Genomic DNA, 16221 nt, shown 5'->3' with positions numbered 1-16221 from the left:
CATGCCCGAGCCAGAGGTCGCCCGCCGCTATGCTCAGGCCCTGTACGAGGTGAGCGCGGCCGAGGGCCTCACGGAGCGCATTGCCCAGGATCTCTCCCTCATCCGTGAGCTGTGGAACGACCATCCCGACCTCGTGCCCCCGTTCCTCGCCCACCCCCTGATCGCCACCCAAACCAAGGAGGCCGTGCTGAGTCAGGCCCTAGGGGAGGTGGTGCACCCTTACACCCTCAACCTGCTACGGCTTTTGATGCGCAAGGGGCGGGCCGCCCTCCTCCCCGAGTTGGCCGAAGGTTTCTTCAACGCTGCCGAGGAACAGGGCAAGGCGGTGCATGTCCTCGTGCGCACGGCTCGGCCGCTATCCGCGGCGTGGCTGAGCACGCTCAAGGCCCGGTTGGAAGAGGCCGTGGGCCGGCCGGTGGACCTGGAGACGGTGGACGCCCCCGAGCTTCTGGCAGGGGTGGAGTTGAAGTTGGCCGGCCGGCGCATTGACGCCTCCCTGCGCGGGCGTCTTGCTCGACTGGCCGAGCGTTTGGCAAAGGGGTAGCCGATGAGCCCACGCAAAGACGAAATCGCGTCCATCATCAAGCAGCAGATCCGCGACCTCGGCGCCGACCTCGCGATGGAGGAGGTCGGGGTGGTGGTGGAGGTGGGGGACGGCATCGCCCGGGTGTGGGGGCTGCGGTCGGCGATGGCCTCGGAGCTGCTCCTGTTCCCAGGGGACATCTACGGCCTCGTGCTGGACCTGGCCGAGGACTCGGTGGGGGTCGCCCTCCTCGGCCCGGACCAGGAGATCAAGGAAGGGGACGAGGTCCGTCGTACGGGGCGGGTGCTGGAGACCCCGGTCGGCCGGGGGTTCCTGGGGCGGGTGGTGGACCCCCTCGGCCGTCCCCTAGACGGCGGGGAGCCGGTTCAACCCGAGGGGCACCGCAAGACGGACGAGAAGGCCCCCGGCGTGATCATGCGCCAGCCGGTGGACACCCCGCTCCAGACCGGGATCAAGTGCATCGACGCCCTGACCCCGATCGGCCGCGGGCAGCGGGAACTCCTGATCGGCGACCGCCGCACCGGCAAGACCGCGATCGTGGTGGACACGATCATCAACCAACGCGACCAAGGCGTGTACTGCATCTACGTGGCCATCGGCCAGAAGTCGTCCACCATCGCCAAGGTCGTGGACGCCCTGCGCCGGTACGATGCCCTGGGGCACACGATCGTCGTCGCCGCGGCCGCCGAGGACCCCACCCCGCTCCAGTACATCGCCCCCTACGCCGGCTGCGCGATGGGCGAGTACTTCCGCGACCGCGGAGAAGACGCGCTGGTGATCTACGATGACCTCTCCAAGCACGCCGTGGCGTACCGGGAGATCTCCCTTCTCCTCAGGCGGCCGCCGGGCCGGGAGGCGTACCCTGGGGACATCTTCTACACCCACTCCCGCCTCCTCGAGCGGGCGGCGCGCCTGGCGGACGAATACGGAGGCGGATCGCTCACCGCGCTGCCCATCGTGGAGACCAAGGCCGGGGACATCACCGCCTACATCCCGACGAACCTCATCTCCATCACCGACGGCCAGATCTACCTCGAGGCCGACCTCTTCAACAAGGGGCAGCGGCCGGCGATGAACGCGGGGCTTTCGGTGTCGCGGGTGGGCGGGGCGGCCCAGGTGCCGGCGATGAAGGAGGTGGCCGGGCAACTCAGGCTGGAGCTCGCCCAGTACCGGGACCTCGCGGCGTTCGCCGAGTTCGCCCAGGAGCTCGATGAGGCGTCCCAGGCCCAGCTCGCCCGGGGGGAGCGGGTGATGGAGATCCTCAAGCAGGATCAGTATCGGCCGATGCCGGTGGAGGAACAGGTGGCGATCCTGTACGTGGCGGTGAGCGGGCACCTCGACGACATCCCGGTGGAAGCGGTGAACGCGTTCGAACAGGGGTTCCTCGCGTCGCTGCGGGAAGGGCACCCCGAGGTCTTGGCCGAGCTCAAGCGGCAACGCCGCCTGACCGAGGGCGTTCGCGCGGGCCTGGAGGCAGCGATCGCCGAGTTCAGGGAAGGGTTCAGGGCCTGATGGCCGTCCGCGCCCGCCAGATCTACCGGAGGATCCAGAACGTCCGCCACGTGCGGCAGATCACCAAGGCCATGTACACCATCGCCACCACCCAGGTCATGCAACGAAAGCGGGTGCTCCTGGCGGCCCGGCCGTTCGGCGCGGAGAGCCGCCAGGTGCTCGCCGACCTTGTCGCCGCATTCCGGCAGGGGGGCCTGTCCCATCCGCTCGTGGATGGGGTCGGGCAGCCAGGGACGGCGGTGCTGGTGATCAACACCGACCGCGGCCTGTGTGGCCGCTACGTAGGGGATGTGAACCGGGCGGCGGACCACTTCTGCCGCGGGCGGGAAGGGGTCCGGCTCTTGGTGGGCGGGGACAAAGCGAATCGCCATTTCCGGGGCGGTCCGTGGCCGATCGTGCGCCGGTACCTGCGCCTCTACGACCGGCCGAACCTGGACATCGCCCGGGCGATCCAGGCCGACCTCCTCGCCCTGTACGGGCGCGACGTGGGCGAGGCCTACGCGGTGTACATGTACTTTCGCGGGGAGCTCTCCCAGCAGGTGCGGGTGGAGCGCCTCCTCCCCCTGGCCCTGCCGGAAGGCCGGCCCCGCGATCTCCTGGTCGAGCCGGGACTGCCCCAGGTCGTGAACGAGCTGGCTCGCCTCGTGCTCCTCGGCCGGATCTACGAGATCCTGGTCGACGCCAAGACCTCCGAGCACGCGATCCGCCGTCAGGCGATGAAGGCGGCCACCGACAACGCCGACGAGCTCATGGAGAAGCTGACCCTGAACTATAATAAGGCCCGTCAGCACCGGATCACGACTGAGCTCGCCGACATCATGGGCGGGGCGGAGGCGGTGAGGGACTGATGGCGAACCGAGAACCTGTGGCCGAGGGTTGGATCACGGTCATCCGTGGGCCGGTGGTGGACGTGCAGTTCCCACATGGGCACCTGCCCCCATTGCGGCAGGCGCTGATCATCGCCCGGGAGGGCAAGGACCTCGTGCTCGAGGTGGCCCAGCACCTCGGGGACTCCGCGGTGCGGGCGATCGCCATGGACACCACCGATGGCCTCCGCCGGGGGGACAAGGTCGTGGACACCGGCGGGCCGATCGCCGTCCCGGTGGGCCCGGAGACCCTGGGCAGGATGTTCGACCTCACCGGGCACCCCATCGACGAGCAGCCTCCCCCCGCGACGACCAAGCGCTACCCCATCCACCGCGAGCCCCCACCGCTCGCCGACCTTGCGGTGGAGGACGAGGTGCTGGAGACCGGGATCAAGGTCATCGACCTCATCGCCCCGTTTCCGAAAGGGGGCAAGATCGGCCTGTTCGGCGGGGCCGGGGTGGGGAAGACGGTGCTGATCATGGAGCTGATCCGGGCCATCGCCTACGAGCACAAGGGCTACTCCGTGTTCGCCGGGGTCGGGGAGCGGTCGAGGGAGGGGAACGACCTGTACCTGGAGATGAAGCGGGCCGGGGTGCTGCCGAGCACGGTGCTCGTGTACGGGCAGATGAACGAGCCCCCCGGGGCCCGGTTCCGGGTGGGCCTGTCCGGGGTGACGATGGCCGAGCACTTCCGCGACGAGGAGGGCAAAGACGTGCTCCTCTTTATCGACAACATCTTCCGGTTCGCCCAGGCCGGGAGCGAGGTGTCGGCCCTGCTGGGGCGGATGCCCAGCGAGGTCGGGTACCAGCCGACGCTCGCCACGGAGATGGCGGAGCTCCAGGAGCGGATCACCTCCACCCGCCGGGGGTCGATCACCTCGGTCCAGGCGGTGTACGTGCCGGCCGACGACTTCACCGACCCGGCCCCAGCCACGGTGTTCGCCCACCTCGACGCCACGATCACCCTGACCCGGGAGCTGGCGGAGAAGGGGATCTACCCGGCGGTGGACCCCCTGCAGTCCGACTCCCGCCTCATGGACCCGCGGGTCCTTTCCCGCGAGCACTACGAGGTCGCCCAGCGGACGCGGGCCATCCTCCAGCGCTACCAGGACCTCCAGGACATCATCGCCATCATGGGGATGGAGGAGCTCTCCGAGGAGGACCAGACGGTGGTCATGCGGGCCCGGAAGATCCAAAGGTTCATGGCCCAGCCGTTCCACGTGGCCGAGCAGTTCACGGGCCGCAAGGGGGCATACGTGAAGATCGAGGACACGGTGCGCGGGTTCCGCATGATCTGCGACGGGGAGCTCGATGAGATACCGGAGCAGGCGTTCTACATGACGGGCACCATCGACGAGGCCCTCGCCCGGGCCAAACGATAAGCCGTTTCACGCATCCCATTCCCACAACCAAGGCCTCCCCCAGCTCACGAAACCAGGGGGCAACGTTGACGATAGATTTGTCGACGATAAACTTGTCGTAAGATGTTCACGTTGCGTCCGGCGTATGGGGAGGACTTCGTGGATCGCGAGGAGCTCCTCGCGGAAATGGTGGAGGCCCTGAGCTCCCCCCGCGAGCGCATGGGGTTCGCCCTCGTGGGCCGCCGCCGCATGGGCAAGACCTCGGTCTTCCTGGAGGTCGTCCGTCGGTTGGATGAAAACCCCAGGGTGATCCCGGTGTACCTGTCCCTGTGGGACCTGGTGGAGGGGACACTCGGGGAGCTTGCCCAATCCCTGGTGCGGGAGACCCTGGAACGGTTCCAGGAGCGGGGGAGGCTCCCGCTGGCCGTACGGGCGCGGAACCTTCTTTCCGCCCCTCTCGACCTCCTGCGGGAAGTCCTCGACGGCGTGCGAATCTCCGTGAGGCTTCGTCGGGAGATCGAGATTTTGCTCCTCTTTTCCCGGGGAGAGGAACGCCCCTCGGCCGCGGACTTCCTGGAACGGGCGGTGCTCTTCCCGGAGAACCTGGCCCGGGAGACCGGGGTGCGCTGTGTCCTTTTCCTGGACGAGTTCCCCACCCTGATGGAGGTCAAGCACGCCGGACAGGCGCTGGGGGAGGGGGCAGTGCGCAAGCTCCGCACCCTGTACGAAAGGATAGAACACACCGTGTTTTCCATCTCCGGATCGATGCGGGGCACCATGGAGGCGGTGGCCCTATCCCCGGCCGCCGCGTTCTGGCGCCAGTTCGTGGTACGGGAGGTGGGCCCGCTCCCCAAGCCTGCGGTGGACACGCTCCTCTCCCGAAACCTGGGGCAACGGGTCCCCGCCGAAGCCCTGGAGGCGTTGTGGGAGCTCACCCATGGGATCCCGTTCTACGTCCAGTTCCTCGGCCGGGAGCTGGCCCGGCTGGGTGGGAAGGTGACCGCGGAGGCGGTGGCCCAGGCCGGGGAGGAATTCCTGAGGGAAGAGGGGGATCTCCTGTTGCGCGAGGAGTGGACGCACCTCGCCCCCAAGGAGCGAAAGGTGGCCTTGGCCTTGGCCCAAGGCCATTCCGCGCCCACGGCCATCGCCCAGGCGGTGGGGGACACGCCGAATGTGGTGTCCCGCTACCTTCTGTACCTGGAAAAGAAGGGGCTAGCCGAACGGAGCGGGCGAGGGGACTGGGTCCTCACCGACCCGGTCCTGGCCCGCTGGCTCGCCCGCCAGGGCCTGTAACCCCGATCCCCCTCAACGTCCGGTCTTGCGCGGTTCAAGCTTCCGGACCTTCCCTTGGGCGATGAGCTCCCGACCTTGCTCGACGAGCTTGTACTTCTGGACCTTCCCTGAGGGGGTCATGGGGAACTCCGTGGCCACCACCACGTACCGCGGGACCTTGAACCCGGCGATCCTGTGGGCGCAGAAGTCCACGACCTCCTGGGGGTCCAGATGTGTGCCCTGGCGGGGGATGATGAACGCCATCCCCACCTCGCCCATCACCCGGTCCGGCACCCCGACCACGGCCACGTTCTGGATCCCGGGGTGGGTGAACAGGACCTCCTCCACCTCCGCCGGGTACACGTTGAACCCGCCCACGATGTACATGTCCTTCTTCCGGCCGACGATCCGCACGTACCCCTCGGCATCGAGGGTGGCGAGGTCGCCGGAGTAGAGCCAACCCCCTTCGTCGATGACCTGCCGGGTGGCCTCGGGGTTCTTCCAGTACCCGAGCATCACGTTGTACCCCCGACACGCGAGTTCCCCGGTCTCCCCGAGGGGGACCTCCCGCCGGGCATCGTCCACCACCTTGACCTCGACCCCGGGGAGGGTCTTGCCCACCGTCTCCACCCGTTTATCGATCGGGTCCGAAAACCTAGTCATGGTGATCACGGGAGAGGCCTCGGTGAGACCGTAGCAGATGCACACGTTGCACCCGAGCTCGTCCATCGTCCCCCGCATCACCTCCACCGGGCACGGCGCCCCGGCCATGATCCCGGTGCGGAGCGAGGACACGTCGTAGGGCCGGCCGGCGGCCTTGGCCTGGCGCTGCTCCTCGAGCTCAAGGACGAACATCGTGGGCACCCCGTAGAGGATGCTCACCCGGTGCTTCTCCACGAGGCGAAGGGCCTCGTCGGGCTTGAAAATGGGCATCGGCACGATCGCCGCCCCCCACGTGATCGCCCCCAGGATCCCCATCACGCACCCGAAGCAGTGGAAGAACGGCACCGCGAGGAGGAACACGTCTTGCTCTGTCACCTCCATGATCTCCGTGATCTGGCGGGCGTTCTCGGCCATGTTGTGGTGGGAGAGCATCGCCCCCTTGGGCTCCCCGGTGGTGCCGGACGTGTACAGGATGAACACGCAGTCCTCAGGGTGGATCGCGTTCTGGCGGCGGGCGAGCTCAGCCCGGGCGGCAGGGGTATCGCCCAAGGCCAGGACCTCTGCGTACGGGCGCGCCCCGGGAGCGCCCTCGCCCACGGCGATCACCTCCCGCAGGAGGGGGAGCTTCGGCCGTACCTCCCCGAGCATCCCTGTGTAGTCGATTCCCAGGAACCCAGGGGCAAGGAAGGCCGCCTTGGCTTCGGAGTTGCCGAGGATGTACACGACCTCGTGGGTCTTGTAGCGGGTGTTCATCGGCACCACCACCCCACCGGCCCGGGCGACCGCGAAGTAGGCCACGATCCACTCCGGGACGTTGGACATCCAGATCGCGACCTTGTCCCCGGGCTCGACCCCCAGCTCCACCAAGCCCGCCGCCAACCGCTCCACCTCGCTGGCGAGGTCGCGGTAGGTGAGGGTCTTCCCCTCGTAGAACACGGCGGGGCGGTCCGGGTGCTTCTTGGCCGTCTCCTCAAGCACCTGGGGCAGCGTACGCATCCCTTTCCCTCCTCGTTGGATTCGCCCGAAGTATAGAGGGGACCTAGGCCAATCGCCACCCTTCCCCCTTGTGAGCGAGGGTCGAGGTGAGGGGGAGCCGTGCGAGGGCTTAGAATGCGAGCGGTGACCTGTGGTGGAACGCTCACCGATCACCTCGCCGGAACACGATCCGCTGGCCCTGTTCAGCCCAGTGGCGGCCCGCTGGTTCCGGGGGGTGCTGGGGACGCCGACCCCGGCCCAAGAGCTGGGGTGGCCGGCCATCGCTGCAGGATCCCACACGCTGATCCTCGCCCCTACGGGCTCGGGGAAGACCCTGGCCGCGTTCCTCTTTGCCATCGACGAGCTCCTGCGACGCCCGCCCGAGCCCTCCGCCCCGGCCGTGCACACGCTGTACATCTCCCCCCTGAAGGCCCTTGGGTACGACATCGAGCGGAACCTCCGCGTTCCCCTCGCCGGGATCCAGGAGGTGGCCCGGGCCGAAGGGACTACCCTGCCCGAGATCCGGGTCGGGGTGCGCACCGGGGACACCCCATCCGCGGAGCGGCAGCGCCTCGTCCGCCGCCCGCCCCACATCCTCATCACCACCCCGGAGTCGCTGCACCTCATGCTCACCTCGCCCCGGGCGCGGGAGACCCTGAGGAGCGTCCGGTACGTGATCGTGGACGAGGTCCACGCCCTGGCCGAGAGCAAGCGGGGCACGTTCCTCTCCGTGCTCCTGGAGCGCCTGGAGGCCTTGTGCGCACGGCCGTTCCAGCGGATCGGGCTTTCGGCCACCATCCGCCCCCTCCCCGCGGTGGCCCGGTTCCTCGGCGGGTACGCCGAAGACGCGGGGACGTTCCATGAGCGGACGGTGAAGGCCGTGGACGCCGGGCTCCGGAAGGAACTGGACCTCCTGGTGATCGCCCCCACCGCGGACATGACCGCCCTCCCCGAGGGCTCGGTGTGGCCTTCGATCTATGCCCGGCTTCACGAGCTGATCCTTGGCCACCGCTCCACGATCGTGTTCGTGAACAACCGCCGGGCCGCGGAGCGGATCGCCGCCGAGGTCAACGAGCTCGCGGGCTACGAGCTCGTCCAGGTCCACCACGGGTCGGTGGCCAAGGAACGTCGGAGGGACCTCGAGGGGCGGCTCAAGGCCGGGGAGCTCCCGGCGATCGTGGCCACGGCCAGCCTCGAGCTCGGGATCGACATGGGGCTCGTGGACCTCGTGATCCAGGTGGAATCGCCGCATGGGGTGGCCCGGGCGCTCCAGCGGGTGGGGAGGGCCGGGCACCTCTACCGCGCCCCGTCCCGGGGGCGGCTCCTCCCCAAGACCCGGGGCGATCTCCTGGAGATGGCCGCCCTGGCCCGGGCGATGCGCCGGGCGGAGATCGCGGAAGTCCGTATCCCCAAGGGGGCGCTCGACATCCTTGCCCAGCAGATCGTGGCCATCGTCGCCGGGGGTCCGATGGCGGTGGACGACCTCCTGCGCCTCGTGCGCCGGGCGTACCCGTTCCACGACCTCCCGCGGGATGCGTTCCTCTCCGTGCTGCGGATGCTCTCCGAGGGCGCCCTTCCCTGGGGAGCCCGGCCACGCCTCGTCTGGGACCGGGTGCACGACGTGCTCCACCCCCTCCCGGGGAGCCGGCACCTCGCGCTCACGAGCGGCGGGGCGATCCCCGATACCGGGGAGTACCCGGTGTACACCGAAGGAGGGGAACGGATCGGGGAGCTGGATGAGGAGTTCGTGTACGAGGCCCGGGTGGGGGAGGTGATCGTCCTCGGCACGAACCGGTGGCGGATCGTGGACATCGGCCACGACCGGGTGGTGGTCGCCCCAGGGGATGGACCGGCCAAGATCCCGTTCTGGAAAGGGGAGGCCTACGGTCGGGACGTCCACCTGGGGCTTGCGGTGGGAGCCCTGGCCCGGGAGATCGAGGACCGCCTGGGCGATCCCGATCTCGTCCTCTGGCTGAGGGAGGAGTGCGCGCTGGACCAGGCGGCGGCGGAGAACCTCGTGCGGTACGTGGCGGAGCAACGCTCCCGGTCCGCCGTGCCCACCGACCGCCGGACCGTGATCGAGGGGTTCCCCGACGAGGCCGGGGGCTTCCGCCTTGCCCTCCTGACCCCGCTCGGGAGCCGGTTCCACCTCGCCCTGCGCCTGGCGATCCTGGCCCGATTCCGCGAGGAGCTCGGGATCCAGCCCGATTCCCTTCACGGCAACACCGGGATCCTGTTCCGGCTCACCCAAGTGCCCTTCGACCGAGCCGTCGCGCTCATCCGGGGCATCCGCCCGGAAGAGGCAGAGCCTCTCGTGCTGGCCGAACTCGCCAACTCCCCCCTGTTCGGCCTCCGGTTCCGGGAGAACGCGAGCCGGGCCCTGCTCCTCCCGCAGGACCGGCCGGGGAAACGCATGCCGCTCTGGCTCCGGCGCCTCACCGCCCGGGATCTCCTCGAGGCGGCCCGGGCCCGACCGGGGTTCCCGATCGTCATCGAGACGTACCGGGAGATCCTCTCCGAGTTCCTGCCCATGGATGCGCTCCTCTCTTGGCTCCGCCGGGTGGAGGCAGGGGAGGTGGAGGTGGCCGTGCGGCGCGGTCTTGCCCCGTCCCCGTTTTCGGCCTCGCTCCTCTGGGAGTTCCAGGCCACCTACCTCTACCAGTGGGACGAGCCCAAGCCCGGCCCGGTCCCGACTGGCCTGGCCGAGGAAGAGCTGGCGGTGCTCCTTGACCGCGATCTTGCTCACGCGGTCGACCCCGAGGCCGTGGCGCAGGTGGAGGGGGAGCTCCGCGGAATTGGAGAGGGGCGGTGGGCGCGCACCGGCGCCGAGCTCGTGGCCCACGTGAAGCGCCTCGGGGACGTGGGCGAGGACGAGCTCGCCGCCCTTGCCTCGCCCGAGGCAGGGGGCGCCGTGCCCGGGTTCCTTGCCACCGGGACGCTGGCCCGGGTGGAGTTCCTTGGAGCCGACCCGCCGGAGCGGATCGTGGCCGGGGAGGACCTCCCCCTGTACCGGGCGGCCCTCGCTGGGGACAGGGAAGCCCAGGCCGAGGTGGTAGGGCGGCGTGTAGGGAGCCGGGCGCTGGTCTCCCGTTCCGAGCTTCGTCGCCGGTATCCGTTCCCCGCGGAGACGATCGAGGCCGCCCTGGCCGGCCCCCCGTTCGTGGCCGTGACCTGGCGCGGCGAGCGGTGCTGGACGCGCCGGGAGACCCTGGAGCGCCTGCGCCGCCGGACCCTGGCCGCGCGCCGCGGGCGGGCCCGGGCGTACGGCCCGGCCGCCCTGCAAGGATACGTGCTCCGCCACCAGCACCGCACGCCGGGCACGCACCTCTCCGGGCCGGAGGGCGTGGCCCAGGTCCTGAGGGAGCTCCAGGGGATCGCGCTCCCGTGGGCCCTGTGGGACGGCGAGGCCTTGCCGGCGCGGGTGGAGGGGTACCGCACGGGGTGGGTGGAGGATCTCCTCCGCAGCGGGGAGTTCCTGTGGCTGGGCCGGCCCGGGGCCGGGCGGGACCTGGCGGCCGCGTTCGCCCGGCGGGACGACCTCCCGTGGCTCGGGAAGGCCTACCCCCCGCCGGCAGGCGGAGAGCTTTCCCCGGAGGCAGAGGCGCTGAGGAAACGCCTCGCCGCTCGGGGGGCGAGCTTCCTCGTCGAGCTTGCCGGGGACCTTGGGATCCCCGCGGCGCGTTGTGCGGTGCTCCTGTGGGAGCTCGCCCGGGCCGGGCTCGTGACAGTCGACGGGCTCTCCCCGCTTCAGGCCGGCCCGCCTCCCCGAGAAGTCAGCAAGACCAGGGTCTGGCAGGGCGGAAGCGGACGGTGGTCCCTCGTCCCCATGCCGGCCGGAGACCTCACCGAGGAGGAGCGGGGGAACCTGGCGCAGCTCCTCCTCGCCCGATATGGGGTCCTCTCCCGGGGGATCCTGGCCCTGGATGGGGCGGCCGTGGCGTGGGGCGAGCTCTACCCTCTCCTCACCCGCCTCGAGTGGCGGGGGGAACTGGAGCGGGGTCTCCTCGTGGAGGGCTTGGCCGGGGCCCAGTTCGCTCCCGACACGGCACTGGCCGACCTCGCCCGGTCGGAGGAGGACTGGATGCTGATCCCCACGTCCGACCCGGCAGTGCTGTACGGGGCGGGGGCCCCGTTCCCGGTGCCGCACCCCACCGATCCGGAGTGGCGCCTGCGGCGGGGACCGGGGACGTTCCTCGTCCTCCGCGGAGGTCTACCCGTGCTGGTGATCGAGGGCTGGGGGGAGCGGGTCACCGAGCTCGCCCAGCTTTCCGAGGCCGAGCGAAAGGAGGCGCTGGCCTCCCTGGCAAAGCTCGTCGAGGGCCCACTCCGCCGGCTCACCGTCCGCACCTGGAACGGGCAGCCGGTGCTGGGAAGCCCCCTAGAGGAGGTTCTGCGGGGCCTCGGGTTCCAGCGTGGGCCCAATGCCTTGATCCTCTACCGGCGGTACGGCGGACCCTGACGGCCCAGCCCCCCACCGGCACGATCTTCCTACAAGGGCTCCCCGCTCGTCGGGAAGGCGTCGGTGGTCCGGGGGATCGGGGGAAAGGCGCCGGCATGGGTTGCCGCCCACGCCACCGCCAGGCTGGCGAGAGCATCGGCCGGGGTCACCTCCGGCGATCGTCCCTTTCTTCGCAGCTTGCCATGGCCCCAGGTCGCAAGCTGAACCGGTTGCTAAAACAGGAGCCAGTGGGAACGATCGCCGCAGGCCCTCACTTGATCCCCATTTTCTTGGTGGCGATGCACTCCGGGAGCATGAACTGGATGGACTCTTCGGCAGTCACCCCGCGGAGGGCGGCGAGGATGCACACCAGCGCATGTCCGATCGCCAAGTGAGCGGTCTGAATCCTGGTGCTGGATGGCCCCTCGGGCTTGGCGTTGCTCTTGATGATCACATCGGCATTCTTTCCCAGCGGGGTATCCTTGTTCTCTGTGATGGCGACGGTCAGGGCACCTTTGGCCCGGGCCAAGCGGAGGGCCTCGTAGACGAACCCCGTCCCCCCGGAGGCGGGGATCCCGATGAGCACATCACGCGGGCCAACGGAATCGGCGATGTACCGGGCAAGGCCGCCTTCTTCCTCGGCTGTGCCCTTGGCGAACGATACCGGCAGCGCCTGGGCCATGTTGTTGGTGATGCATAGACACGGAACCCCGGTCTCGTAGCACTGCCCAGCGATCTCCTCCGCTACCAACGCCGATGCCCCCGCTCCGGTGGTCACGATCTTTCCTCCGGCGGAAACCCGGCCGTAGATCCCCTGGAGCGCCGTGATGAACCCATCCCGTGCCGTGACAAGAGAGGACAGAATGCCCTCTGCCTCAAGCCGCAGGGCCTTCTCGAACATCGCCTCTGGACTTTGACAACCCGTGAAATCGTAGCCCACCATGAAGTGCCGGTTCACATCGATCACTTGGCCTACCGAGTCGATCAGGACCCGACCGTTCCAGGGATGCTCCTCGAACTCGAGGGTGGTGCCCGGCAAGTCCCCGATCTTCAACTCCTTTCCGGTCAGGCGGGCGATAAGGCTCGTTTTGCCCGAGTTGAAGATCCCAAGGACCACGATCCGCGAGCCCGGGGGAAACCTCCTCTCGACTTCCGCGGTGACCTCGGCCACATTCGTCCCCGAAAGAAGCGACATCGTGGGGAACTCCATGCCGAGCTCCGCCTGCACCCGGCGCACGTCCCCTTCCGATACGAGGTCCAGCTTGTTCCCCACGATGAGGAGGGGCAATTCCGCCCCTCCGCGGCCTCGAGGAACAAACGCACGTGGGGATTTGAGGGTCATAAAGGTTGATCATCAGTATCGCCCCGCTCGCGCCACAGGCCTCAAAGGGGGTGACCATTTTCTTCGTTACCCGGGTGCTCATCGTCCACCTCCGCTTCCGGGAAACATGGTCAGCATGATCGGCCTTCGGGCACTGCCCGGGCAAGGAAAGGCGCCCCCTCACCCCCGCCCTCTCCCACCCGGGGAAGAGGGATAAATGGGAACCCACAACGGGGAGAAGGGATCCGCAAAGGGGAGAAGGGGCACAACCCCCTCCCCCTCGATGGGGGAGGGTCGGAGAGAGGGTGACAAGGTCAGCCCAGCTTGTACCCGATCGTGCGGAGGAAGGCCTTGCGTTCGGCAATCTCGGGCTCGGACTCCACGCCCTTGGTCTTGACCCCGTCGATCACCCCGAGGATGCCCCGCCCCTGCTCGGTCTCGGCCACGATCACCTCTACCGGGTTGGCGGTGGCGCAGAAGATGCGGCACACCTCGGGCACCATCTTCACCGCGTTGAGCACGTTGATGGGATAAAGGCCCCGCAGGAACACGATGAAACTATGGCCGCACGCAAGGGCCAGGGCGTTCTTCTTGGCGAGCTCGGTGAGCTCGGGGTCGGTGCCCGACCACCGCACGAGCGCCGGCCCGGACGACTCGCAAAACGCAAGAGCAAACTTGGCCCCCGGCACCTGGGTGACCAAGGTCTCGTGCAGGTCCTCCACGGTCTTGATGAAGTGGGCCTGCCCCAGGATCAGGTTCACCTCGTCCGGCTTCTCGATCCGCACCACCTTCAGCTCCACGGTTCCCCTCCTTTGCCACCCGAGTCACCCGTCAGGGGGAGATTGTCCGCTGACGAAGCCAATCCACAGTCTGCTCCACGCCTAAGGCCTTATCCTCGATGCGAAGCATTAGGTCGACGATCTCGTCGCTCGCGGTCCTGAGCCGATATCCGTTCTCCGCAAGGAAACGCTTCATGCTTTCCTAGGCTGTCCGCTTGTTGCCGTCAACAAACGGGTGGTTGAGAACGAGGGAGTGTCCTAGTGCGGCGGCCTTGGCGAACAGGTCAGGGTACAAGTTCTCCCCACCGAAGGCCCCCCGAGGACGCTGCACGGCGGAGTCGAGCAAGCCCCAATCACGGATGCCCCCAGCCCCGCCAAACCTGGCCAGGACCCGCTCATGGACGACAACGACTTCCTCGCCTGTGAGGTACCTCACAGGCGAGCCAGCCGCTCCATCGCCTCACGGTCCTCATCTAGATCCTGATCCACGCGCCTGAGAAACTCCAGCCGTTCTCGCTCAGCAGCCCGTTTTTCGAGCAGCAGGTCAACCGCCTGGCGCAGGAGCTCGGCTTGGGGGACCCCTGTTTCCTTGGACAACTCCCGCAATGCCTCGATCTGGCGTTCTTCAAGCTTAGCGACGTATGTCTTGAGCACGGGCGATCACCCGAGGTGATCGTACATGCTCATGCGAGCTAAAGCAAGCTTAGGCTAGTTCCCCAGACGCTCCCAGGCATCCCTCGTGCTGCGACACCAATCCCGATGCCATGGGCCTTTCCCCACTACACGCCTTCCCGCGCCTCGCTACAATCACGCCCTGCTTGTTCAAGAGCGTGGGATCAGCCATCTTCTGAAGCGTAGTGGACAGGATCCTGTGCGTACCTCTCCAAGGCTTGCCGGATGCGCTCCTTAACGCCGGGATCGAGCTTGGCTATATCCCTTAACCAGCTCAATGACGTCCTGGAAATGAGGAGCAGCGCCCTTCGACATGGGAACGAGCTCTTTCATGGCTTCCCCCTCCGTCATGGAGATCTTTTCATCGGCTTGGCGGGGGTCCCAACAGGGGTCACGCGCGGCGGCAGGTCTTCTACCACCGCGGCGCCCAAGCTGTGTCAGCCTCTGCTCATCCGGAAGCAAGTTCCCTTGCTTATCGTGCAGGGCTATCATCGTGCGGAACTTGTAGGGCGTGAACGGCCGCCCGTGCAGCCCAGGGCGCACTTGGCGGAAGAGCACAGGTGAGCCCATGGAGACCAGGATAACCGACGCCACCACTGGGGCTATCGGCAGAAGTGTTGCCAAGGCCAAGATGGACAATATCACGTCGCGTGAACGCTTCCTGTAACTGCGGTACCAACCTTGGGGTTTCACCCTGTCTTTTCAAAACCTGGGCCCAAAAGAGACCGGAGCCGACCGAGCTTCTCCCTCCGCTCGAACAGGGGAAGGCCTTCCCGCAGCGCCACTTCCACCACTCCCCACCTTTCCTCCACGGCCCGCGCGGCCTCCTCCAAGGTGTACGGGAACACATCGACCCCAATTCCGATGCCCGTGGGGAGGAAGGAAGGGATGCGCTCGTCGAAACGGCACGAAGAGTGACCTAGGAGGATCAAAACATCCGCATCGCTCGCGCCAGTATGATCTCCACGCGCCAATGATCCGAAAAGCACCACGGCAAGCACGTTGTCGTCCTGCGCGAGCTCGCTCGCCCAACGGGTCAGCCGGGCCAAAATGGCCTCCCGATCAATCCTCCAGACTCTTACGCTCACAGTACTCCAAGACCTCCCTGGCCAAGGTGGTCGCCTCGTGAGCTTCCTTCGCCATGTAATGGCGATGGGCCGGGCCAGCGGGGTGAGCGTTGGGATACCGGGTGGGAATGTAGTATTTGTCGAGGACCCTGGCCTTGTCCAAGAATTCTCGGTCTGGTCTCACCTTTTCAGGCAAGGCCTCGAGGAGATCCACCACGGAGTGCCCCCACGCAATCTGGCCTAGCTTCATGTGAAGGGCTTTCACGGCCATCTCTGCCGCTTGCTGTGCGGCAAAGCAAGCCCAGGCATAGTCCGTCATGGCAAGGCTTCGCTCGGCATGGCCCAAATTGCCCATCGCTTGATCCAACCAGTCCTTATACCGGTTCATCGCCCTGCCATTATAGCCCGGCACCGAGCACCGCGATCCCTAGGTGGGTGTCGCGCACCACAACCCCTTCCGGGTTGGCGAAACCGGGGGTTAGCAGGGACTCTCTGGCCCCATCGCACCGACGACCTAGCAGCGGTGCCCGCTTGGGCCATTGGGTTGCGGCCGAGGCTGCGGCCGTAGATCGTCGCCGTCTCCATGAGCACGCGGGGAAGCGCGTAGTCCTGGACCTTGGCCCGGCCGGCCTGGCCCGTCCGCTGGCAGGTCCCATCTTGACATCTAATACAGCATCTGAACATCCCGCTCGGATTTTCAAGTGGGACATGCGACCTCCCTTAGCTCGTAGTCCCGTCCCTGTTTCATCAT

At 67.9% G+C, this 16221-nt stretch carries 13 protein-coding genes; 6 read left to right on the top strand and 7 right to left on the bottom strand.

Annotation, left to right across the window (positions count from 1 at the left end):
• The first annotated feature begins 1 nt into the window (after position 1).
• From atpH to NUV94_04915, 5 genes are all read left to right on the top strand, one after another.
• Complete coding sequence (gene atpH, locus NUV94_04935; GenBank protein MCR4392122.1) at positions 2–544, top strand: ATP synthase F1 subunit delta; 543 nt, start codon at positions 2–4, stop codon at positions 542–544.
• Positions 545–547: 3 nt separating this feature from the next.
• Positions 548–2056, top strand: coding sequence for a F0F1 ATP synthase subunit alpha (atpA, locus tag NUV94_04930; protein MCR4392121.1), 1509 nt, complete (start codon positions 548–550; stop codon positions 2054–2056).
• The gene (gene atpG, locus NUV94_04925; GenBank protein MCR4392120.1) at positions 2056–2904 is read left to right on the top strand and encodes an ATP synthase F1 subunit gamma; all 849 of its coding nucleotides are present in this window, start codon (positions 2056–2058) and stop codon (positions 2902–2904) included. Before atpA ends, atpG begins: the two co-directional genes overlap by 1 nt.
• Positions 2904–4304, top strand: a complete 1401-nt coding sequence (atpD, locus tag NUV94_04920; protein ID MCR4392119.1) for a F0F1 ATP synthase subunit beta — start codon at positions 2904–2906, stop codon at positions 4302–4304. The genes atpG and atpD overlap by 1 nt, the downstream gene beginning before the upstream one ends.
• Before the next feature lie 102 nt (positions 4305–4406).
• Complete coding sequence (locus tag NUV94_04915; protein MCR4392118.1) at positions 4407–5576, top strand: hypothetical protein; 1170 nt, start codon at positions 4407–4409, stop codon at positions 5574–5576.
• 12 nt (positions 5577–5588) lie between these two features.
• Here the strand turns inward: NUV94_04915 and NUV94_04910 are convergent, their stop codons facing one another.
• Positions 5589–7214, bottom strand: a complete 1626-nt coding sequence (locus NUV94_04910; GenBank protein ID MCR4392117.1) for a long-chain-fatty-acid--CoA ligase — start codon at positions 7212–7214, stop codon at positions 5589–5591.
• A 130-nt stretch (positions 7215–7344) separates the two neighbouring features.
• Between NUV94_04910 and NUV94_04905 the strand changes: the two genes are divergently transcribed.
• The gene (locus NUV94_04905; protein ID MCR4392116.1) at positions 7345–11652 is read left to right on the top strand and encodes a DEAD/DEAH box helicase; all 4308 of its coding nucleotides are present in this window, start codon (positions 7345–7347) and stop codon (positions 11650–11652) included.
• A 250-nt stretch (positions 11653–11902) separates the two neighbouring features.
• Here the strand turns inward: NUV94_04905 and NUV94_04900 are convergent, their stop codons facing one another.
• From NUV94_04900 to NUV94_04875, 6 genes are all read right to left on the bottom strand, one after another.
• On the bottom strand, positions 11903–12919 hold the full coding sequence (locus NUV94_04900) for an SIS domain-containing protein (protein MCR4392115.1): 1017 nt from the start codon (positions 12917–12919) through the stop codon (positions 11903–11905).
• A 347-nt stretch (positions 12920–13266) separates the two neighbouring features.
• The gene (locus tag NUV94_04895; GenBank protein ID MCR4392114.1) at positions 13267–13752 is read right to left on the bottom strand and encodes an adenosine-specific kinase; all 486 of its coding nucleotides are present in this window, start codon (positions 13750–13752) and stop codon (positions 13267–13269) included.
• 411 nt (positions 13753–14163) lie between these two features.
• Positions 14164–14385, bottom strand: a complete 222-nt coding sequence (locus NUV94_04890) for a ribbon-helix-helix domain-containing protein (protein ID MCR4392113.1) — start codon at positions 14383–14385, stop codon at positions 14164–14166.
• Positions 14386–14637: 252 nt separating this feature from the next.
• On the bottom strand, positions 14638–15096 hold the full coding sequence (locus NUV94_04885; protein ID MCR4392112.1) for a sugar transferase: 459 nt from the start codon (positions 15094–15096) through the stop codon (positions 14638–14640).
• The gene (locus NUV94_04880) at positions 15093–15491 is read right to left on the bottom strand and encodes a nucleotidyltransferase domain-containing protein (protein ID MCR4392111.1); all 399 of its coding nucleotides are present in this window, start codon (positions 15489–15491) and stop codon (positions 15093–15095) included. Before NUV94_04880 ends, NUV94_04885 begins: the two co-directional genes overlap by 4 nt.
• Complete coding sequence (locus tag NUV94_04875) at positions 15466–15858, bottom strand: HEPN domain-containing protein (protein ID MCR4392110.1); 393 nt, start codon at positions 15856–15858, stop codon at positions 15466–15468. The genes NUV94_04880 and NUV94_04875 overlap by 26 nt, the downstream gene beginning before the upstream one ends.
• Between the last annotated feature and the right edge of the window lie 363 nt (positions 15859–16221).

Source organism: Candidatus Acetothermia bacterium, from assembly GCA_024653305.1.
In the GTDB taxonomy this organism is placed as follows: Bacteria; Bipolaricaulota; Bipolaricaulia; order Bipolaricaulales; family Bipolaricaulaceae; genus JACIWI01.
The sequence above is the reverse complement of the archived record's forward strand: the minus strand, read 5'-3'. Positions and strand labels throughout refer to the sequence as shown.

Bases quoted from the DNA above. Each gene is read 5' to 3' on its own strand.
- atpH (MCR4392122.1), top strand. From the start codon at position 2: ATGCCCGAGCCAGAGGTCGCCCGCCGCTATGCTCAGGCCCTGTACGAG.
- NUV94_04915 (MCR4392118.1), top strand. From the start codon at position 4,407: ATGTTCACGTTGCGTCCGGCGTATGGGGAGGACTTCGTGGATCGCGAG.
- atpA (MCR4392121.1), top strand. From the start codon at position 548: ATGAGCCCACGCAAAGACGAAATCGCGTCCATCATCAAGCAGCAGATC.
- atpD (MCR4392119.1), top strand. From the start codon at position 2,904: ATGGCGAACCGAGAACCTGTGGCCGAGGGTTGGATCACGGTCATCCGT.
- atpG (MCR4392120.1), top strand. From the start codon at position 2,056: ATGGCCGTCCGCGCCCGCCAGATCTACCGGAGGATCCAGAACGTCCGC.
- NUV94_04875 (MCR4392110.1), bottom strand. From the start codon at position 15,858: ATGAACCGGTATAAGGACTGGTTGGATCAAGCGATGGGCAATTTGGGC.
- NUV94_04910 (MCR4392117.1), bottom strand. From the start codon at position 7,214: ATGCGTACGCTGCCCCAGGTGCTTGAGGAGACGGCCAAGAAGCACCCG.